We start from the raw sequence: 16,042 nt of genomic DNA on the forward strand, positions 1-16,042 counted from the left end.
CGGTTCCGCCGCGCCGGCCGCTGCGGCTCAGCCGCGCCACCGGGTCGATACCTCCACTGTGCCGCCACCCGGAGGGAACCGCACGGCGGACCCGGTTGCCTTCACCCGCATATGCCCGTGCCATGTTCCGTTCGTTCTCCGGTCTGGACCAGGCTGTCGACGGCTCCTGCGGCACTCCCGTACCGTAGTCCGGTTCAGCGGCGGCACCTGGCCGGCTGGCGTTCTGGTCCGTCAACCGCGACCGCCCCTGCACCGGCGGCGGCGCCGACACCTGCTCCGGTGCCGGACAGCAGCCGTGGGACTTCACCAGGGTCCTCGCGCAGTACCGGGCTGACCCCCGGCGTGAAAAGCGGAATAGCATGATCCTCATGGAACAGCGCACACTCGGCAGGACCGGCCGTGACGTCTCGGTCGTCGGACAGGGCACCTGGCAGCTCGGAGGCGACTGGGGAGAGGTCGAGGAGGGCGACGCCTTCGACGTCCTCGACGCGGCGCTCGACTCCGGCGTCACCTTCTTCGACACCGCGGACGTGTACGGGGACGGCCGCAGCGAACAGCTCATCGGCCGCTACCTCAAGAACCGCCCCGACGCGGACGTCCTCGTCGCCACCAAGATGGGCCGCCGCGCCGACCAGGTGCCGGAGAACTACGTCCTGGACAACTTCCGTACCTGGAACGACCGTTCCCGCGCCAACCTCGGGACCGACACGCTCGACCTCGTACAACTGCACTGCCCGCCCAGCGCTGTCTACTCCTCCGACGCCGTCTACGACGCTCTGGACACCCTGGTCGAGGAGCAGCGGATCGCCGCCTACGCGGTGAGCGTGGAGACCTGCGCCGAGGCACTGACCGCCATCGCCCGCCCGGGCGTCGCGAGCGTGCAGATCATCCTCAACCCGTTCCGCCTCAAGCCCCTGGACGAGGTCCTTCCGGCGGCTGCGGCGGCCGGCGTCGGCATCATCGCGCGGGTCCCCCTCGCCTCCGGGCTGCTCTCCGGGAAGTACACCAAGGACACGGTCTTCGGCCCCGACGACCACCGTACGTACAACCGTCACGGCGAGGCGTTCGACCAGGGCGAGACGTTCTCCGGCATCGACTACGCGACCGGGATCGCCGCCGCCGCGGACTTCGCCGAGCTGGCCCCCGAGGGCGCCACCCCCGCGCAGAGTGCGCTGCGCTGGATCATCCAGCAGCCCGGCGTCACCAGCGTGATCCCCGGTGCACGCTCGGTGGAACAGGCCCGCGCCAACGCGGCCGCCGCGGCCCTGCCGCCGCTGCCGCAGTCCACCCTGGACGCCGTACGGGAGCTGTACGACCGGTCGGTCCGCGCGGAGGTCCACGGCCGCTGGTGACCGCCGACCGGGCGAGCGGGACTCAGTCGTCCCGCTCGTCCCGCTCGCCCGGCTCGTCGTCCTTGGCCGGCTGGTTGCCCTGCTGCTCCGGCTGCTGTCCGCCGTCCTGGACGCCCGGCGAGACCGGACCGGAGGAGGGGCTGCCCGGGGCGGGGGTGCCGGCCGAGCTGGGGTCCGGCGAGAAAAGGATCATCCCCAGGTACATGGCCGCCAGGAACGTCGCCGTACCCGCGATGGCGCTCGCCACCCTCGGACGCCGGCGGATCGCCTCCCGCGTGGAGCGGCGGCGGGGCGGGGCGGACCGGGAGGTGGTGCTGCGTCTGCGCCCCGTGGGCTGCGGGAGGCGGTACGTCCCGGGGGCGGCCGGGGCGGACGCCGGGGCGGTGGGCGCAGGGGCCCGGCGGGAGGTGGGATTCGGCATCGGGAGAGGCTCCGGACGGCCACGCCAGGCGTCGGTACGGAACCAGTCGGCGACCTGCTGCGCGGTGGGCCGCCCTTCCGGCTGCTTGGCCAGCAGACCGAGGAGGTACGCGTCGAAGGCGGCGGACATGTCCACACCTCGCTGCCGGAGCGGGACCGGCGGGGTGTCGACGTGCTGGTACAGCGTGGCGGTCGCGGTGTCCGACCTGAACGGCGGCTGCCCGAGCAGCAGTTGGTAGATGACGCAGCCCAGCGAGTACATGTCGGACGCGGAGTCGGCGGTACGACCCAGAGCCCGCTCGGGCGCCAGGTAGAGGCTGGTGCCCACGATGTGCCCGGCCGTGGTCAGCGCTGTCGACGGGTCGTCGACGAACTGCGCGATCCCGAAGTCGCCGATCTTCACCGAACCGTCCGCGTCCAGCATCAGGTTTCCCGGCTTGATGTCCCGGTGGACGATGCCCTGACGGTGCGCGGCGGCGAGACCGGCCGCCGCCTCACCCGCGATCCGCGCGACCTGCTCCGGATGGACCCGCTCCTGGGCGGCGAGCAGATCGCCGAGGCTCTGCCCCTCGACCAGCTCCATCACCAGGAAGAACCGGTCCTCCCAGGCCCCGAAGTCGAAGACGGCCACCAGGTGCGGGTGGCTCAGCCGGGCGGCGGTCTGGGCCTCCAGCCGGAACCGGGCGGTCGACGAGGCGTCCGCCTGGTCCCCCAGCAGCAGCTTCACGGCCACGGCGCGGCCCAGCACCTCGTCCGCCGCGCGCCACACCTCGCCCATGCCGCCCCGGCCGATGGGGGATATCAACCGGTACCGACCAGCTACCAGCACCTGTTCACCTAACTCGAATCGTGGCCCGCTCCGACTGCCGGCCCACCGCGCGTCGGCCTGCCCCCTGAGGAGCCCGGCACGGCGGAGTGGACGACATGATCAGGATATCGGTCCGCAGGGCCGCCGATGTCCCGACGGCCCTCTGCCGGACCATGACTGACGGCCCGGCACGTCCAGGTTCCGCCGCCCCGGCGTTCGAGGCGCGGATGCGCTCTTCGCGCGGTCGCGGACACCGCGACGGACCCGCCCGGCCGCCTCAGTCGCCCGCCGCCCGCCCCACGGCTTCGACCAGCGGCAGCACCCGGTGCGCCACCCGCTCGCGCAGCGCCACGTCCGTCCGCGTCCGCACGACACCCGGCAGCTGGATCAGTCGCTGGATCACGTCCTCCAGATGCCCGTTGTCCCGGGCCACCACCCGGGTCAGCAGATCCCCGCCGCCGGTAGTCGAGAACGCCTCGATGATCTCCGGAACGGCCGCCAGCGCGTCGCCGACCTCCACCAGATGACCCTGGGTGACCTCCAGGTGGACGAAGGCGAGGACGGGGTGGCCCAGCGCGGCGGGGGAGAGGGTCGGCCCGGTACCGGTGATGACACCGTCCCGCTCCAGCCGGTCCAGCCGGGCCTGCAGCGTGCCGCGGGCCACCCCGAGGACGCGCGCGTACTCCCGCACGCTGGTACGCGGCTGCTCGATCAGCAGGCGCAGGATGCGGGTGTCGAGAGCGTCCACGGCCATCTCCGTCGGTCTCCTTGTGGTCCGGGTGGTCCGTTGGCCTCCTCCTGGCCCACGAATCTCGTCAAGGACTATGCCATTGGTCCAAGAGTCTCCCCCTCGTTTGATCCATAGGCCCCCCGGATGCTCTTATAAGACCTGTCGATGGCGCTGCGGATCTCCGTGGCGCCTTTTTCATGCGGAGCGCGCCGAGAGCGCGGTGAGCGCGGAGCCCACGGGAGACGCGGAAGGGGAGCAGTGTGCTGAAGAGGGTGTTCGTTGCACCGGACCCGCGACGGGTGCGGCTGCGGTTCGCCGCCCGGGCCGTCATCGGGATCGGGCTCGCGGTCGCGCTGTGCGGGCTCGTCGGCCACTCGCTCGTCGCGGCGATCACCGGCGGTCTGGCGGCGCTGCTCGCCCTCTTCACGGTGACCGACGCGACCGTGCGCCGGCAGGCGGTCACGACGGCTCTGCTCCCCGCCGCCGGCCTCCCGGTCCTGGCCGTGGCCGCCGTACTGCACGACCTGCCCGTCGCCCGCGATCTCGTCTTCCTCGCCGTCATGGGCGCGGGCGTCTACGCCCGGCGCTGGGGGCCGCGCGGGCACTCACTCGGCGTCTTCGCGTTCATGACCTTCTTCGCCGCCCAGTTCCTGCACACCGTGCCGGAGCAGCTGCCTGAGCTGTACGCCGCCGTCGTGCTGTCCCTCTGCGTCTCCTCCACCGTCCGCTTCGGCCTGTGGTGCTACGAGCGAGTGCTGCCGGCCGTGGCCGTGCCCACCGCTCCGGAGGGGCGCGGGCTGGCCCGGGTGACCACCCGGCAGGCGGTGCAGGCCACGCTGGGCGGCGCCTTCGCGCTGGGCCTGGGGCAGCTGCTCTCCGACCAGCGCTGGTACTGGGCGGTGGGCGCCACCTGGTGGGTGTTCGTGAACACCACCTCGCGCGGCGAGACCCTGGTACGCGGCTTCCGCCGGGTCCTGGGGACCGTGATCGGAATCGTCGCCGGCTTCCTCGTCGCCATCCCCGTCGACGGGGCCGGTGTGCCCACCGCCGCCCTCGTCGCGGTGAGCGTGTTCGGGATCTTCTACACGGCGGCGGTCTCGTACAGCTGGATGATGTTCTTCGTGACCGTCATGGTCGGCATGCTCTACGGGGTCCTGGGCGTCCTGGAGGCGTCCCTGCTCTGGCTGCGGGTCGCCGAGACGGCCGTCGGTGCGCTCGGGGCGGTCCTCGCCGTGCTGCTGATCCTGCCCGTCACCACCCACGCCACCACCGACGCGTGGATCCGCAAGGCGTTGCGGTGCGTGCACACCTGCACGGCCGATGCCGCCGAGCGCCTCGCCGGTTCCCTGACCGCGGACCCCGCCCCCCACGTCGTCGAACTCGAGGTGCTGCTCGGCAGGGTCCGGCTCTCGCTCGCGCCGCTGGTGCACCCCCTGAGCCCGTTGAAGGCCCGCAAGGCGCGGGCGCGGCAGGTACTCGCCCTGCTCGACGACTGCGTCCGCGAAGTGCGCGGTCTGGCCTCCATCGCCGCCGACCCGGCCGCCTCGCACGACGCCCGGCTGTCGGCCGCCTGCTCCCGGGTGGAGGAGGCGGTGGAGGAGCTCCTGCGTCAGGAGAACCGGCAGGCGCGCGGAGCCGAACGCGCGGGCGTGCAGCCCGGCGCTGCCGTCGACCACCCCGCTCTGGCCCACCTGCACGGTCTGGAGCGTGCGCTGGCCGACCTCGCCACGCCCCTGCACAGCTCGCCGCGCGCCCCCATCGCCGCCTGAGCGGACCCGTACGACCGCACCGCCCCCCACCCTTGCGACCCACCGCCGACCCTTCGGCGGATTGGTCCAGACCTGAGTCGGGCCGCCTGCTACCGTCAGCCGGAAGATCGCGGCGACGGTGAAGTGGGGTAGTGCGATGGGCGGCAGCAACGCCGGGCGGGCATTCATGGGATCGTTCACCTCGGCCGGGGGCCGGGGCGTCACGGCGGCCGAGGTCGACCGGAGCACCGGAGCACTCACCGTGCTCGGGTCGTCGGACGCCGTGCCCGACCCCTCGTTCCTCGCCCTCGGACCGGGCGGGAGGGTCCTGTACGCGGTCGGGGAGAGCGCCCCGGGCTCGGCGGCCGCCTTCGACGTCAGCGGCGACGTGCCGGCCCTCCTGGGTCCCGTACGGCCCGTCGACGCAGACGGCCCCACCCACCTCGCGCTCGCCGGGAACCACCTGGTCACCGCCAACTACGGGTCCGGCAGCGTCACCGTCCTGCCCGTGCTCCCCGACGGAACCCTCGATGAGGTCTCCTCGGCCGTCCGCCATGAGGGAAGCGGCCCGGACGGCGAACGCCAGGAGGGGCCGCACGCCCACCAGGTGGTGGCCGACCCCTCCGGCCGCTGGGTGCTCAGCGTGGACCTCGGCACCGACTCGGTACGGGTCGGTGCCCTGGCCCCCGCCACCGGTGTGCTGGAGCCGCACGAGGAGACGGCCCTGCGCCCGGGCACCGGCCCGCGCCACCTGGCCTTCCACCCCTCGGGCCGCTACACCTACGTCCTGAACGAGCTGGCACCGACCCTCACCGTGTGCCGCTGGGACGCGGAGGCGGGGCACATCGAAGCGCTGGGGGAGGTTCCGGTGCTGCCCGAGCCCGCCACCGGCGACGGTTCCGTACGCGGCTATCCGTCCGAGGTGGTCGTGGCGCGGGACGGGCGCTTCCTGTGGACCGCCACCCGGGGCCACGACAGCATCTCGGTCCTGACCCTCGACGAGACCGGCGAGAAGGCCGCCCTGGTGGCCACCGTCGGCTGCGGCGGCCACTGGCCGCGCGACCTCACCCTCGACCCGAGCGGCCAGTGGCTGTACGCGGCCAACGAGCGCTCCGGCAACGTCAGCTGGTTCGCCGTGGACGCCGAGACGGGCGTCCCGCGGCACGCGGGCTCCGTCGACATCCCGGCGGTCTCCTGCGTCGTCCTCGGCTGACCCGGCTTCCACGGACGCGGAAGCCCGCGGGCCGCTCACGGAGAGTCCTCGGCCGACCCCGGGCCGCCTGCGGAGAGTCCTCGGCTGACGCGGGCCCCCACGCAGACGGAAGGCCGCGGCCCGGACCGGAGGATCAGGGAGGATGCCTCCGGTCCGGGCCGCGGCCTTCGCACGTCCGCGCCGCCGCCGTGAACCCGGTCAGTGCGCCTGGGCGCCCTGCGGGGTCGCGGGCGTGATGCCCAGCGCGGTGGCGTACAGCGACAGCACGAGCTTGCCGATGGCCGGGTAGGCGCCCAGCGGTTCGGCGGTAGCGCAGCCCGCCTCCCGCGCGGCCGCTGCCAGCAGGCCGGCGTCGACCTCCGGACCCACCAGGTACGGCGCCAGCGCGAGCTGCGCGGAGCCGGAGCCCTGGAGCTGCTGCGCGATCGAGGCGACCGAGCCCTCCACGTCCAGTGCGGCGGCCATCACCGGCACGGCGAGCCGGGCGGCCAGCAGCATGCCGGTGATCCCGGCGGCCCGCACGGCCTCCTCGCCGCCCACCGTGATCAGCACGATGCCGTCGGCGGCGGTGGCGACGGTGAACAGCCTGGCCCGGTCGGCGCGCGCCAGTCCGGCCTCCGAGAGCCGTACGTGCAGGGCCTCGGCGAGCAGCGGGTGCGGACCGAGCACGTCGGTCAGCTCGACCTGCGTACCGCTGTCCATCACGGCCTGCCGTATCCGCCGGATCAGCGTGCCGTCGGGACCCGCGAGCAGCGGGACGACGACGGCGGCCGGACCGGTGGGCTCGGCGGCCTCACGCCCGGCGGCGACGGCCTGCTCGTAGCGCGCGACGCGCTCGGCGGCGGAGTGGGCGAGAACGGTGGCCAGAGTGGGGTACTCGGCATCGTCGCCGTCGAGGTAGCCGATCCGGGCGTTGAGGCCGGGCAGCTCGGAACGGGCGATGCTGATCACCTCTTCGGCCAGACCGCGCGTGGCCGAGGAGGGGGTACCGGGAACGGCGAGAACGAGCGCGGCAGCGCCCTCAGGTGCGACCACCGGCTCCGGGCGGCGGTGCCGTCCGGACTGGCGAGGTCGCGGCATTCGTACAGGCAGGCCGGAAGCGGGCCCAGTGGGGGTGCTCATGGCGCCGCATGCTACTGGTTTTGGATGCTCCTCCGTTCGGGGAGGGTCCGGTCGAGCGTTAACTATCCGCTTATGTCCGATGAGTGGCCTACCGGTGAAGTGTCCGTGTCTGTCGGCCTGCCTGTCGGCCCGTCCGCCGGTACGTCGCAGGGTTCCGACTGCCTGTTCCGTGCCACTGCTCCCACGCGTCCGGAGGGTTCGTCCCCGGTCGGCACGAACAGCATCGTCGGGTGGCGCGGCAGCCGCAGCCCGCCCACGGCCAAGGCGCGCGCGATCCGGAGTGCGCCGGTCAGCGGATCGCCCGTGCCGGTGGCCACACGGGCCTGCGGGAGCAGCCGCGCCAGCTCCTCGCGCACCGGTCCGAGCAGGGGCTCGCCCATCCGGAACAGCCCGCCGGTCAGGGCCACTTCGCAGCCGCCGTCGCCCTCGGGCCCGGCGGCGGGGCAGACGGCCGCGGCCGCCTCGGCGATATGGGCGGCCGCCTCCCGCAGGATGCCCGCCGCGACCTCGTCCGCACCGGCGCACGCCGCCACCTCCGGGGCGAACGAGGCGAGCACGGCCGGACGGTCGGAGCGCGGGTAGAGCAGACCCGGAAGACCCTCGGCGGAACCGAACACGGCGTGCAGCCGGGCCAACAGGGCGGGGGACCCGCCACGTCGTCCGTCATGGGCACGCATCGCCGCGTCGAGCCCCGCGCGGCCGATCCACGCACCGCCACCGCTGTCACCCAGAAGATGACCCCAGCCGTCGGCGCGGTGCCACCCGGCGAGGTCCGTACCGAGGGCGATCATGCCCGTGCCGCCCGCGACGACCGCCCCGGGACGCTGTCCCACCGCGCCCGCGTACGCCGTCACCGCATCCGCGGCCAGCGCCAGCCGGCCGACGCCCAGGGCCTTGGCCAGCGCACCGGGCAGCTCCGCCCGCAGCCGCTCACCGAGCGTGGCCATACCGGCGGCCCCGATCGCCAGCGCGGCGACCCTCGCAGGGGCGCCCCCCGCGCCGACGGCGCCGCCCCGGGCGGATCGCTCCAGCAACTCGGCCGCCACGGGCAGAAGTTGTTCCAGCAGATGAGCCGCGTCGATCCCCCCGGCCCCCGTCCGCACCGGCTCGGCGCAGACAGCCGTGGACAGCGGCCCTTCCCCGTCCACCCGGCCGAGCGCCACCCTCAGCCCCGACCCGCCGGAGTCGACCCCGAGGACGTACGCGTCCGGGGTTACGGCGGGCGAAGACGGGCCGTCCGTCACGGCAGGCGCCAGTCGACCGGCTGCGCCCCCTGGCGCTCCAGCAGTTCGTTGACGCGGCTGAACGGCCGCGAGCCGAAGAACCCGCGGTCGGCCGACATCGGCGAGGGGTGCGAGGACTCGATCGCGGGGAAGTCGCCCAGCTGCGGCCGGAGATTGCGGGCGTCGCGCCCCCACAGGACCGACACCAGTGGCGTGCCCCGGGCCACCAGCGCCCTGATCGCCTGCTCGGTCACCTCTTCCCAGCCCTTGCCGCGGTGGGCGGCGGGCCGCCGGGGCGCGGTGGTCAGCGCCCGGTTGAGCAGCAGCACCCCCTGCCGGGTCCACGGCGTGAGGTCACCGTTGGACGGCCGGGGCAGGCCGAGGTCCGCCTGCAGCTCCCGGAAGATGTTCTCCAGGCTGCCCGGCAGCGGCCGGACATCGGGCGCCACCGCGAAGCTCAGCCCGATCGCGTGCCCCGGGGTGGGGTAGGGGTCCTGGCCGACGACGAGGACCCGCACCTCCTCGAACGGCTGCTGGAACGCCCGCAGTACATGAGCCCCGGAGGGCAGGTACGTACGTCCCGCGGCGATCTCCGCGCGGAGGAAGTCACCCATAGCGGCGATGCGTTCGGCCACGGGTTCGAGGGCGTCCGCCCACCCCGGCTCGATGATTTCCTTCAAAGGTCGTGCTGCCACGGGCCGCACTCTACTGGTGATACGACCACGGCGACCAAGTGCCGTCAGCCGAGGGCCACCGCCCGTACGCAGAGCACGTCCGGCAGATGCGAGGCGAGCTGCTGCCAGTTGTCACCGTCGTCCGCGCTCGCGTACAACTCGCCGTTGCGGTTGCCGAAGTAGATCCCGGCGGGGTCCGCGTCGTCCGTGCAGAGCGCGTCACGCAGCACCGTGCCGTAATGCTCCCCGCCCGGCAGGCCCACCGTGAGCGGCTCCCAGGTGCGCCCCGCGTCGGTCGTACGGAAGACCCGGCAGCGGTGCTCCGCCGGGACCCGGTCGGCGTCGGCGTTGATCGGGAAGACGTATGCCGTGCCGCCGCGGTGCGGGTGCGCCACGGCGGCGAATCCGAAGTCGGACGGCAGGCCCGCGCCGATGTCGCTCCAGCTGTCGCCCCCGTCGTCGCTGCGGAAGACGCCCCAGTGGTTCTGGAGGTAGAGCCGGTCCGGGTCGGCCGCGTCCCGGGTGACCTTGTGGACGCACTGGCCGAACTCCGGGTCCGGATCCGGCAGGAAGACCGCGGAGACGCCCTTGTTCGCAGGCTCCCAGCTCGCCCCGCCGTCCTTCGTCCGGAACACGCCCGCCGTCGAGACCGCGACCGTCACCGCACGGGCGTCCCGGCGGTCGGTGAGGACGGTGTGCAGACCCTCCCCGCCGCCGCCCGGCACCCACTTCGAGCGCGTCGGGTGCTCCCAGAGCGGGCGGACCAGCTCGAAGGACTCGCCCCGGTCCTCGGAGCGGAACAGCGCGGCCGGTTCGGTGCCCGCGTAGACCACGCCCGGGGCCTCGGGGCCGGCCGGCTGCAACTGCCAGACCCGCTCCAGCGACGCCCCGGTGAACTCGGGGAACTTCACCGCGGGGCGCTGCGGCTCTACCCAGCTCCCGCCCAGGTCGTCGGAGTGGAAGACGGACGGCCCCCAGTGCGCGCTGTCGCCGCCCGCCAGCAGCCGGGGCGTGTCCCCACGCGTGTCGATGGCGACCGAGTAGATCGCCTGCGCGTTGAAGTGCGGGCCCTCGATCTTCCAGTTCCCCTGGTGTCTGCGGCCGATGAACAGACCCTTGCGGGTGCCCACGGTGAGGAGTACGTCGGTCATGGCGGAGACCTCCCGATACGCCGTTGTGCCGGATGTGAGCCAGTCTGCACCCGACCACTGACAGTGGCTCGCGCACGCGCCCGGCGCGTCCGCCCGCCGTCCTGCCGACGCCCGGGTGGCGACGGCTCCCCTGACCGCCGTGCGACGGCGGCTCCGGCGTCCAGCCGTCCGGCCCCGGGCCGAGGAGTGGCGCACACCGGGAGCGGGGTGCCGCGGTGGCCGCTCCGCCGCACGCACCATCGGATCGCCCTGGTCGCGGCAGGGCCGGCGGGCTCCGGCACAGCTGAGATGCTGGAGCGGCACACACCACCGGACCGGGCACGAGGAGCAGACGATGGGCAGCGGGATCACGGACGCCGACGGTCACGACGTGCCGGTGGCGGTGGCCCCGGGGGAGGCCGGGCCCGATCCCCGGGTCTCCGTGACACTGTCGCCGCCGGCGGGCGAGCTGGTCTGGTCGTGCACCCCGGGCGCGGCCCGGGAGCTGGCGGCCGTGCTGGTCCGGGCGGCCGAGGAGACGGAGAACGCGCCCGCCGAGGGGCCCGTCACGGTCCCGGCGGGCGAGCTGCGCCGGGGTGACGTGCGGGACGGCGAGCGGGCCATGACCGTGGACGGCGTACGGACCGACGGGTCCGCGGCCCACATCACCTGGAAGTCCGGTGCGGGCCGCACCTGGAACCAGAGTTACGACGTCAACACCGCGATCACCCTCCGGCGCAGGCTGCCCGGCAACCGCTGAACCCCCTCGGCCGCGGGTCCGCCCACCCTCACGCCGCGGGAAGCGCCGCGTTCGGCCCTCGGCCCGCCTTCCCCCTCGCTAGGCTGGCCGCGATGTTCACCAAACAGGGCCCCACCCTCCGCGAACTGGCCGTCCAGGCGCTCTCGTCGACCCAGCACGGCTACGATCTCCTCGCCCCGAAGTTCGACCACACGCCCTACCGGACCCCGGACCGCGTTCTCGACAGCGTCACCCGGGCCCTGGAGCCGCTGGGCCCCTTCGGCACCGGCCTGGACGTCTGCTGCGGCACCGGCGCGGGCGTCGGCGTGCTGCGACAGGTGTGCCGGGAGCGGGTGGCCGGGGTCGACTTCAGCGCGGGCATGCTCGCCGAGGCCCGTGCGGCGCTGCGCCCCGTGGACGGCGGGCCGGTGGTCGACTGGGTGCGGGCCGACGCCCTGGCGCTCCCGTTCGCCCCGTCCTTCGATCTGGCCCTGAGCATCGGCGCGTTCGGCCATTTCCTGCCCGCGGACCGGTTCGGGCTCTTCGCCGAGGTGTACGGCTCGCTCCGGCCGGGCGGCCGGTTCGTCTTCCCGATCGGCGCCCCGCCGGCCGTGGGGTCGCGCGCCTACTGGTCGTTCCTCGGCTTCGACGCGGTGATGCGGGCGCGCAACGCCCTGTGGCGCCCGAAGTTCATCATGTACTACCGCACGTTCCGGCTCTCCGACGTGCTCGACGACCTGACCGACGCCGGGTTCAGCGTGCGGCTGATGGCCCTGACCGACCTGGGCCGACGCCCCGACGGCTCCCCCCGCGCCCGCCTCGTGGTGGCCACCCGGGAGTGACGACGAGAGGGGCCCAAGGCCCTTCTCACCGCTCCTCGCCCCGGGCCGCCGACAGCAGCCCGGACCAGTCGGGGATCTTCACCGGACCCCGCCCCAGGGAACGCCCCAGGGCCGCCTCCGCGCGCTCGATCGACAGCCAGCCGTCCCACTCCACCGGCCGCAGCCCCCACGCCCGCAGCACGGCCAGCGGATCGTCCGCGGCCGGTCGCCGGGCGAGCAGGGGCGCGTCCCCGATCAGGGAGGCGACGGTCTCCTTTGCGCAGGACCGGTTCGAACCGATCACCCCGGTCGGCCCCCGCTTGATCCACCCCGCCACGTACTCGCCGGGCGAGGGCGCCCCTTCCCGCAGGACCCGCCCCGCCTCGTGCGGCACCGTCCCGCGCACGGGGTCGAAGGGCAGGCCCGGCAGCTCCACCCCGCGGTAGCCGACGGCCCGCAGCACCAGCTGGGCCGCCACGTCCTCGTACGCACCGGTGTCCAGTACGCCCCCGGCGCCGTCCGGAGCCGTCCGGGCGAACCGCACCCCGGCGACCCGCCCGCCGCGCTCCAGCAGCTCCACCGGCCGCAGGAAGAACCGCAGCCGGATGCGGCGTACGGCGTCGGACACCGTGGGATCGCCCTGCGCCGACCAGCCGCGCAGCACCTCCAGGTTCCGCCGCACCACCGCGGGCAGCGGCAGCCCGTCCTGGGCCGCGTACGCCGGGTCGAGAGCCAGCTCCGCCGGGTCGACGACCATCCGCGCCCCGGGCAGCGCCCCCAGTTCCCGCAGCTCCTTGGTGGTGAACCGGGCCTGGGAGGGCCCGCGGCGGCCCGCGATGTGCACCTCGCGCACCCGGCTCCCGGCGAGCGCCCCGAGCGCGGCCCTCGGCACATCGGTGGCGCGCAGTTCCTCGGCTCCGCGCGCCAGGATCCGGGCCACGTCGACCGCCACGTTGCCGACGCCGATCACCACGGCCGAGCGGGCCCGGAGGGTGAAGCCGTCGGGGGCGATGTCCGGATGCGCGCTGTACCACGAGACGAACCGGGTGGCGGAGTAGCTCCCCGGCAGATCCTCGCCCGGCACCGCCAGCGGGCGGTCGGCCGCGGCCCCGACGCAGTAGACGACCGCGTGGTACAGCTCCGCCAGGCGGGCCGGGGAGACACCGTCCGCCCCGCCGATCTGCACATGGCCGGCGAAGGTGACCCGCTCGTCCTCCAGGACCGCCCGCAGGCTGTTCTGGAGCGACTTGATCTTCTCGTGGTCGGGGGCGACCCCGTACCGCACCAGGCCGTACGGGGTGGGGAGCCGGTCCAGGACGTGGACGCGGACATCGGGCACGAGCGACTGGTCCAGCAGGGCCTGGGCGGTGTAGACCCCGCTGGGTCCGGAACCGACGACGGCGACACGGAGCACGGCGCACCTCTTCCCGGAGGGTGCTTCCAGCATCGCACCGACGCCCGGAACACGGAACGCCCGGCGGTCACGCGGGCCGCTCGCGGTGCCCGGCGGTCATACCGGCGCCCGGAAGGCGAGCACCGGGAGGCGCGTACCGGGAGGCGCGCGCGGTCCTCACGTCATCAGGAGGCGCGCGGTCCTCACGTCATCAGCGCGCGCATCCGGTCGATCTCCACCGTCTGCTGGGCGGCGACATCGCCGGCCATCTCCTCGACGATCACGTCGTTCCCCTCCGAGAGCGCCTCCGAGGCCATGGTGACCGCCCCCTGATGGTGGGTGACCATCAGCTTCAGAAAGATCTCGTCGAAGGCCTTGCCCCGCGCCGCGCGCAACTCCTCCAGCTGCGTCTCGGACGCCATGCCGGGCATCCCGGCGTGGTCGTGGGGCTGTTCACGGTCTTCGCCACCGTTCCTTTTCAGCCAACCTTCCATCGCGCCGATCTCCGGCTTCTGGCCTGCGGAGATGCGCTCGGCCAGCCTCTTCACGGCCGTGGACGAGGCCCGGACCGGGGCGAGTTCGGTCATCACGAGGGCCTGGGAGTGGTGCTCGATCATCATCTTCGCGTAACGGAAGTCCGCGGAGTTCGCCGTGTCCCGGCCGGCCTCCTTCGCCGCCTCCTCGGCGGTGAGCGTCCGGGCGGGCTCGCCCGGTCTGCCGGGGGCCACCACCCCCGGACCTGTGTCCTTGCCCGCGGCCGGTTTCGTGTCGCCGCCGTCCCCGTCGCAGCCGCCCAGGGCGAGTACAGCGGCAACCACCGCTGCCGCGAGGGCGGTCGCGCGCGGACGGGCGGACGGACGGTGGATCAACACGGGGACCTCCGGTGCCAGACGAGTGTGCTGCTAGCCGTTCCTAGCACGCTTCGGCGGGGGCAAAGATCAAAAACTTCATTACGTCTCTGTTGCCATCTGTTGATGTGTACACGCGAGCGACGATACTGCCGGGGTCCGTAAACCGTTCGAACCTCGAACGGATATAAGGGAGGACGCAGTGATCTCGTTGCACACCACCCGCGTGCGGCGCAGACGTCTGGGCGTGGCAGCAGCCGCGGCCGGACTCTTCGCCGCGCTGCTGACGGCCGCCCCCGCAGCGGCGACGCCCGACCCGGGCGACGCCCCGGTCGAACGCGGCTCCGTGACCACCGGTCAGCAGGCCGAGGCCCGCGCCGCGATCCGCGGCGGTGACCTACCCGGCGTGGACGAGATCGTCCACAGCTCCAACATCGAGCACCTGACGAACGTCCCGAAGGGCGCCCTGAAGGGCATCAACACCGACCTCGCGTTCCAGGGGAAGTACGCGTACGTCGGTAACTACGACGGCTTCGTCATCTACGACGTCAGCAACCCGAAGAAGCCGAGGACCGTCTCCGAAGTCCTCTGCCCCGGCTCGCAGAACGACATCTCGGTCTCCGGGAACCTGTTGTTCCTGTCCACCGACTCCTCGCGCAGTGACGACTCCTGCTCCAGCACCACCCAGCCCGCCACGGAGAAGTCCTCCTGGGAGGGCATGAAGATCTTCGACATCAGCAACAAGCGCCACCCCCGGTACATCGCTGCTGTCGAGACCGCCTGCGGCTCGCACACCCACACCCTCGTGCCGGACGGCAAGAAGAACATCTACGTCTACGTCTCCTCGTACTCGCCGAACGAGACGTTCCCCGACTGCCGGCCGCCGCACGACGGCATCTCCATCATCAAGGTGCCGGTCAAGAAGCCGCAGAAGGCCCGGATCGTGGACTTCCCGGTGCTCTTCCCGGACGGCGGCAACCCGGGGGCGCCCGAGAACCCGGGCGTCACCAAGACGTCGGGCTGCCACGACATCACGGTCCTGCCTGCCAAGGACCTGGCCGCCGGTGCCTGCATGGGTGACGGTCTGCTGTTCTCCATCAAGGACCCGGAGCGCCCGAAGATCATCGACCGGGTCCAGGACAACGTGAACTTCGCGTTCTGGCACTCGGCCACCTTCAACCAGGGTGCGGACAAGGTCGTCTTCACCGACGAGCTCGGCGGCGGCGGCGCGGCCACCTGCAACGAGCAGACCGGGCCCAAGCGGGGTGCCGACGGCATCTACGACATCGTGGGCAAGGGCGACCAGCGCAAGCTGGTCTTCCGCAGCTACTTCAAGATCGACCGCCACCAGGCCGACGTCGAGGTCTGCGTCGCCCACAACGGCTCGATCATCCCGGTGAAGGGCAAGGACCTGATGGTCCAGGCCTGGTACCAGGGCGGCATCTCCGTCTGGGACTTCACCGACTCGGCCAAGCCGAAGGAGATCGCCTACTTCGAGCGCGGCCCGGTCACCCTCGGCCAGGTCACCACGGCCGGCCCCTGGTCGGCGTACTACTACAACGGCCACATCTACTCCAGCGACATCGCCAAGGGCTTCGACGTGCTGAAGCTGAAGGACCGGCGTACCGACCCGGCGGACCGGGTCGAGCTGGACGGACTCAACGTGCAGACGCAGCCGGACTACTTCGACCGCTGATCCGTCGGCAGGCGAGGCTTTTCCTTCGTCCCGCGCTCACAGGGCCGGCGTGCGCCCGGGGGGTGGGAACCCCCCGGCGGCCCCCGCCCCCCCCCGGGGGGGACCGCAAATTTAAAGTACCAAGT

14 protein-coding genes are annotated in these 16,042 nt (G+C 73.2%); 6 read left to right on the forward strand and 8 right to left on the reverse strand.

What is annotated here, in order from left to right:
- Positions 1–359: 359 nt before the first annotated feature.
- The gene (locus ACIQAK_RS20730; protein ID WP_366390159.1) at positions 360–1,352 is read left to right on the forward strand and encodes an aldo/keto reductase; all 993 of its coding nucleotides are present in this window, start codon (positions 360–362) and stop codon (positions 1,350–1,352) included.
- A 22-nt stretch (positions 1,353–1,374) separates the two neighbouring features.
- Here ACIQAK_RS20730 and ACIQAK_RS20735 read toward each other — a convergent pair whose 3' ends face one another.
- Both ACIQAK_RS20735 and ACIQAK_RS20740 read right to left on the reverse strand, forming a co-directional pair.
- Positions 1,375–2,550, reverse strand: coding sequence for a serine/threonine-protein kinase (locus tag ACIQAK_RS20735; protein ID WP_366390364.1), 1,176 nt, complete (start codon positions 2,548–2,550; stop codon positions 1,375–1,377).
- Between the two features lie 307 nt (positions 2,551–2,857).
- Complete coding sequence (locus tag ACIQAK_RS20740; RefSeq protein ID WP_366390158.1) at positions 2,858–3,334, reverse strand: Lrp/AsnC family transcriptional regulator; 477 nt, start codon at positions 3,332–3,334, stop codon at positions 2,858–2,860.
- Between the two features lie 236 nt (positions 3,335–3,570).
- Between ACIQAK_RS20740 and ACIQAK_RS20745 the strand changes: the two genes are divergently transcribed.
- Both ACIQAK_RS20745 and ACIQAK_RS20750 read left to right on the forward strand, forming a co-directional pair.
- Positions 3,571–5,079 (forward strand): FUSC family protein, encoded by a 1,509-nt coding sequence (locus tag ACIQAK_RS20745; RefSeq protein ID WP_366390157.1) that lies wholly within the window; start codon positions 3,571–3,573, stop codon positions 5,077–5,079.
- A gap of 136 nt (positions 5,080–5,215) precedes the next feature.
- Complete coding sequence (locus tag ACIQAK_RS20750; RefSeq protein WP_366390156.1) at positions 5,216–6,271, forward strand: lactonase family protein; 1,056 nt, start codon at positions 5,216–5,218, stop codon at positions 6,269–6,271.
- A 198-nt stretch (positions 6,272–6,469) separates the two neighbouring features.
- Here the strand turns inward: ACIQAK_RS20750 and ACIQAK_RS20755 are convergent, their stop codons facing one another.
- From ACIQAK_RS20755 to ACIQAK_RS20770, 4 genes are all read right to left on the reverse strand, one after another.
- Positions 6,470–7,393, reverse strand: a complete 924-nt coding sequence (locus tag ACIQAK_RS20755; RefSeq protein WP_366390155.1) for a hypothetical protein — start codon at positions 7,391–7,393, stop codon at positions 6,470–6,472.
- A gap of 62 nt (positions 7,394–7,455) precedes the next feature.
- Positions 7,456–8,637 (reverse strand): BadF/BadG/BcrA/BcrD ATPase family protein, encoded by a 1,182-nt coding sequence (locus tag ACIQAK_RS20760; RefSeq protein WP_366390154.1) that lies wholly within the window; start codon positions 8,635–8,637, stop codon positions 7,456–7,458.
- Positions 8,634–9,311, reverse strand: coding sequence for a uracil-DNA glycosylase (locus ACIQAK_RS20765; protein WP_366390153.1), 678 nt, complete (start codon positions 9,309–9,311; stop codon positions 8,634–8,636). The genes ACIQAK_RS20760 and ACIQAK_RS20765 overlap by 4 nt, the downstream gene beginning before the upstream one ends.
- A 44-nt stretch (positions 9,312–9,355) precedes the next feature.
- The gene (locus ACIQAK_RS20770) at positions 9,356–10,441 is read right to left on the reverse strand and encodes an exo-alpha-sialidase (RefSeq protein WP_366390152.1); all 1,086 of its coding nucleotides are present in this window, start codon (positions 10,439–10,441) and stop codon (positions 9,356–9,358) included.
- A 334-nt stretch (positions 10,442–10,775) separates the two neighbouring features.
- Here ACIQAK_RS20770 and ACIQAK_RS20775 point away from each other — a divergent pair, with 334 nt between their 5' ends.
- Positions 10,776–11,180, forward strand: a complete 405-nt coding sequence (locus ACIQAK_RS20775) for a hypothetical protein (protein ID WP_366390151.1) — start codon at positions 10,776–10,778, stop codon at positions 11,178–11,180.
- Positions 11,181–11,272: 92 nt separating this feature from the next.
- Entirely contained in the window at positions 11,273–12,001 is a 729-nt protein-coding gene (locus ACIQAK_RS20780; protein WP_366390150.1) for a class I SAM-dependent methyltransferase, read from the forward strand.
- Between the two features lie 25 nt (positions 12,002–12,026).
- Here the strand turns inward: ACIQAK_RS20780 and ACIQAK_RS20785 are convergent, their stop codons facing one another.
- Complete coding sequence (locus ACIQAK_RS20785) at positions 12,027–13,394, reverse strand: FAD-dependent oxidoreductase (protein WP_366390149.1); 1,368 nt, start codon at positions 13,392–13,394, stop codon at positions 12,027–12,029.
- Between the two features lie 182 nt (positions 13,395–13,576).
- The gene (locus tag ACIQAK_RS20790) at positions 13,577–14,263 is read right to left on the reverse strand and encodes a DUF305 domain-containing protein (protein ID WP_366390363.1); all 687 of its coding nucleotides are present in this window, start codon (positions 14,261–14,263) and stop codon (positions 13,577–13,579) included.
- Positions 14,264–14,423: 160 nt separating this feature from the next.
- Between ACIQAK_RS20790 and ACIQAK_RS20795 the strand changes: the two genes are divergently transcribed.
- The gene (locus tag ACIQAK_RS20795) at positions 14,424–15,917 is read left to right on the forward strand and encodes a hypothetical protein (protein WP_366390148.1); all 1,494 of its coding nucleotides are present in this window, start codon (positions 14,424–14,426) and stop codon (positions 15,915–15,917) included.
- Positions 15,918–16,042: the final 125 nt, after the last annotated feature.

Source organism: Streptomyces sp. NPDC088706 (assembly GCF_044752765.1).
GTDB lineage: Bacteria > Actinomycetota > Actinomycetes > Streptomycetales > Streptomycetaceae > Streptomyces.

Coding starts and splice junctions, on each gene's coding strand:
- ACIQAK_RS20730 (WP_366390159.1), top strand. CDS start 360: ATGATCCTCATGGAACAGCGCACACTCGGCAGGACCGGCCGTGACGTC.
- ACIQAK_RS20735 (WP_366390364.1), bottom strand. CDS start 2,550: ATGGGCGAGGTGTGGCGCGCGGCGGACGAGGTGCTGGGCCGCGCCGTG.
- ACIQAK_RS20740 (WP_366390158.1), bottom strand. CDS start 3,334: ATGGCCGTGGACGCTCTCGACACCCGCATCCTGCGCCTGCTGATCGAG.
- ACIQAK_RS20750 (WP_366390156.1), top strand. CDS start 5,216: ATGGGCGGCAGCAACGCCGGGCGGGCATTCATGGGATCGTTCACCTCG.
- ACIQAK_RS20755 (WP_366390155.1), bottom strand. CDS start 7,393: ATGAGCACCCCCACTGGGCCCGCTTCCGGCCTGCCTGTACGAATGCCG.
- ACIQAK_RS20770 (WP_366390152.1), bottom strand. CDS start 10,441: ATGACCGACGTACTCCTCACCGTGGGCACCCGCAAGGGTCTGTTCATC.
- ACIQAK_RS20775 (WP_366390151.1), top strand. CDS start 10,776: ATGGGCAGCGGGATCACGGACGCCGACGGTCACGACGTGCCGGTGGCG.
- ACIQAK_RS20780 (WP_366390150.1), top strand. CDS start 11,273: ATGTTCACCAAACAGGGCCCCACCCTCCGCGAACTGGCCGTCCAGGCG.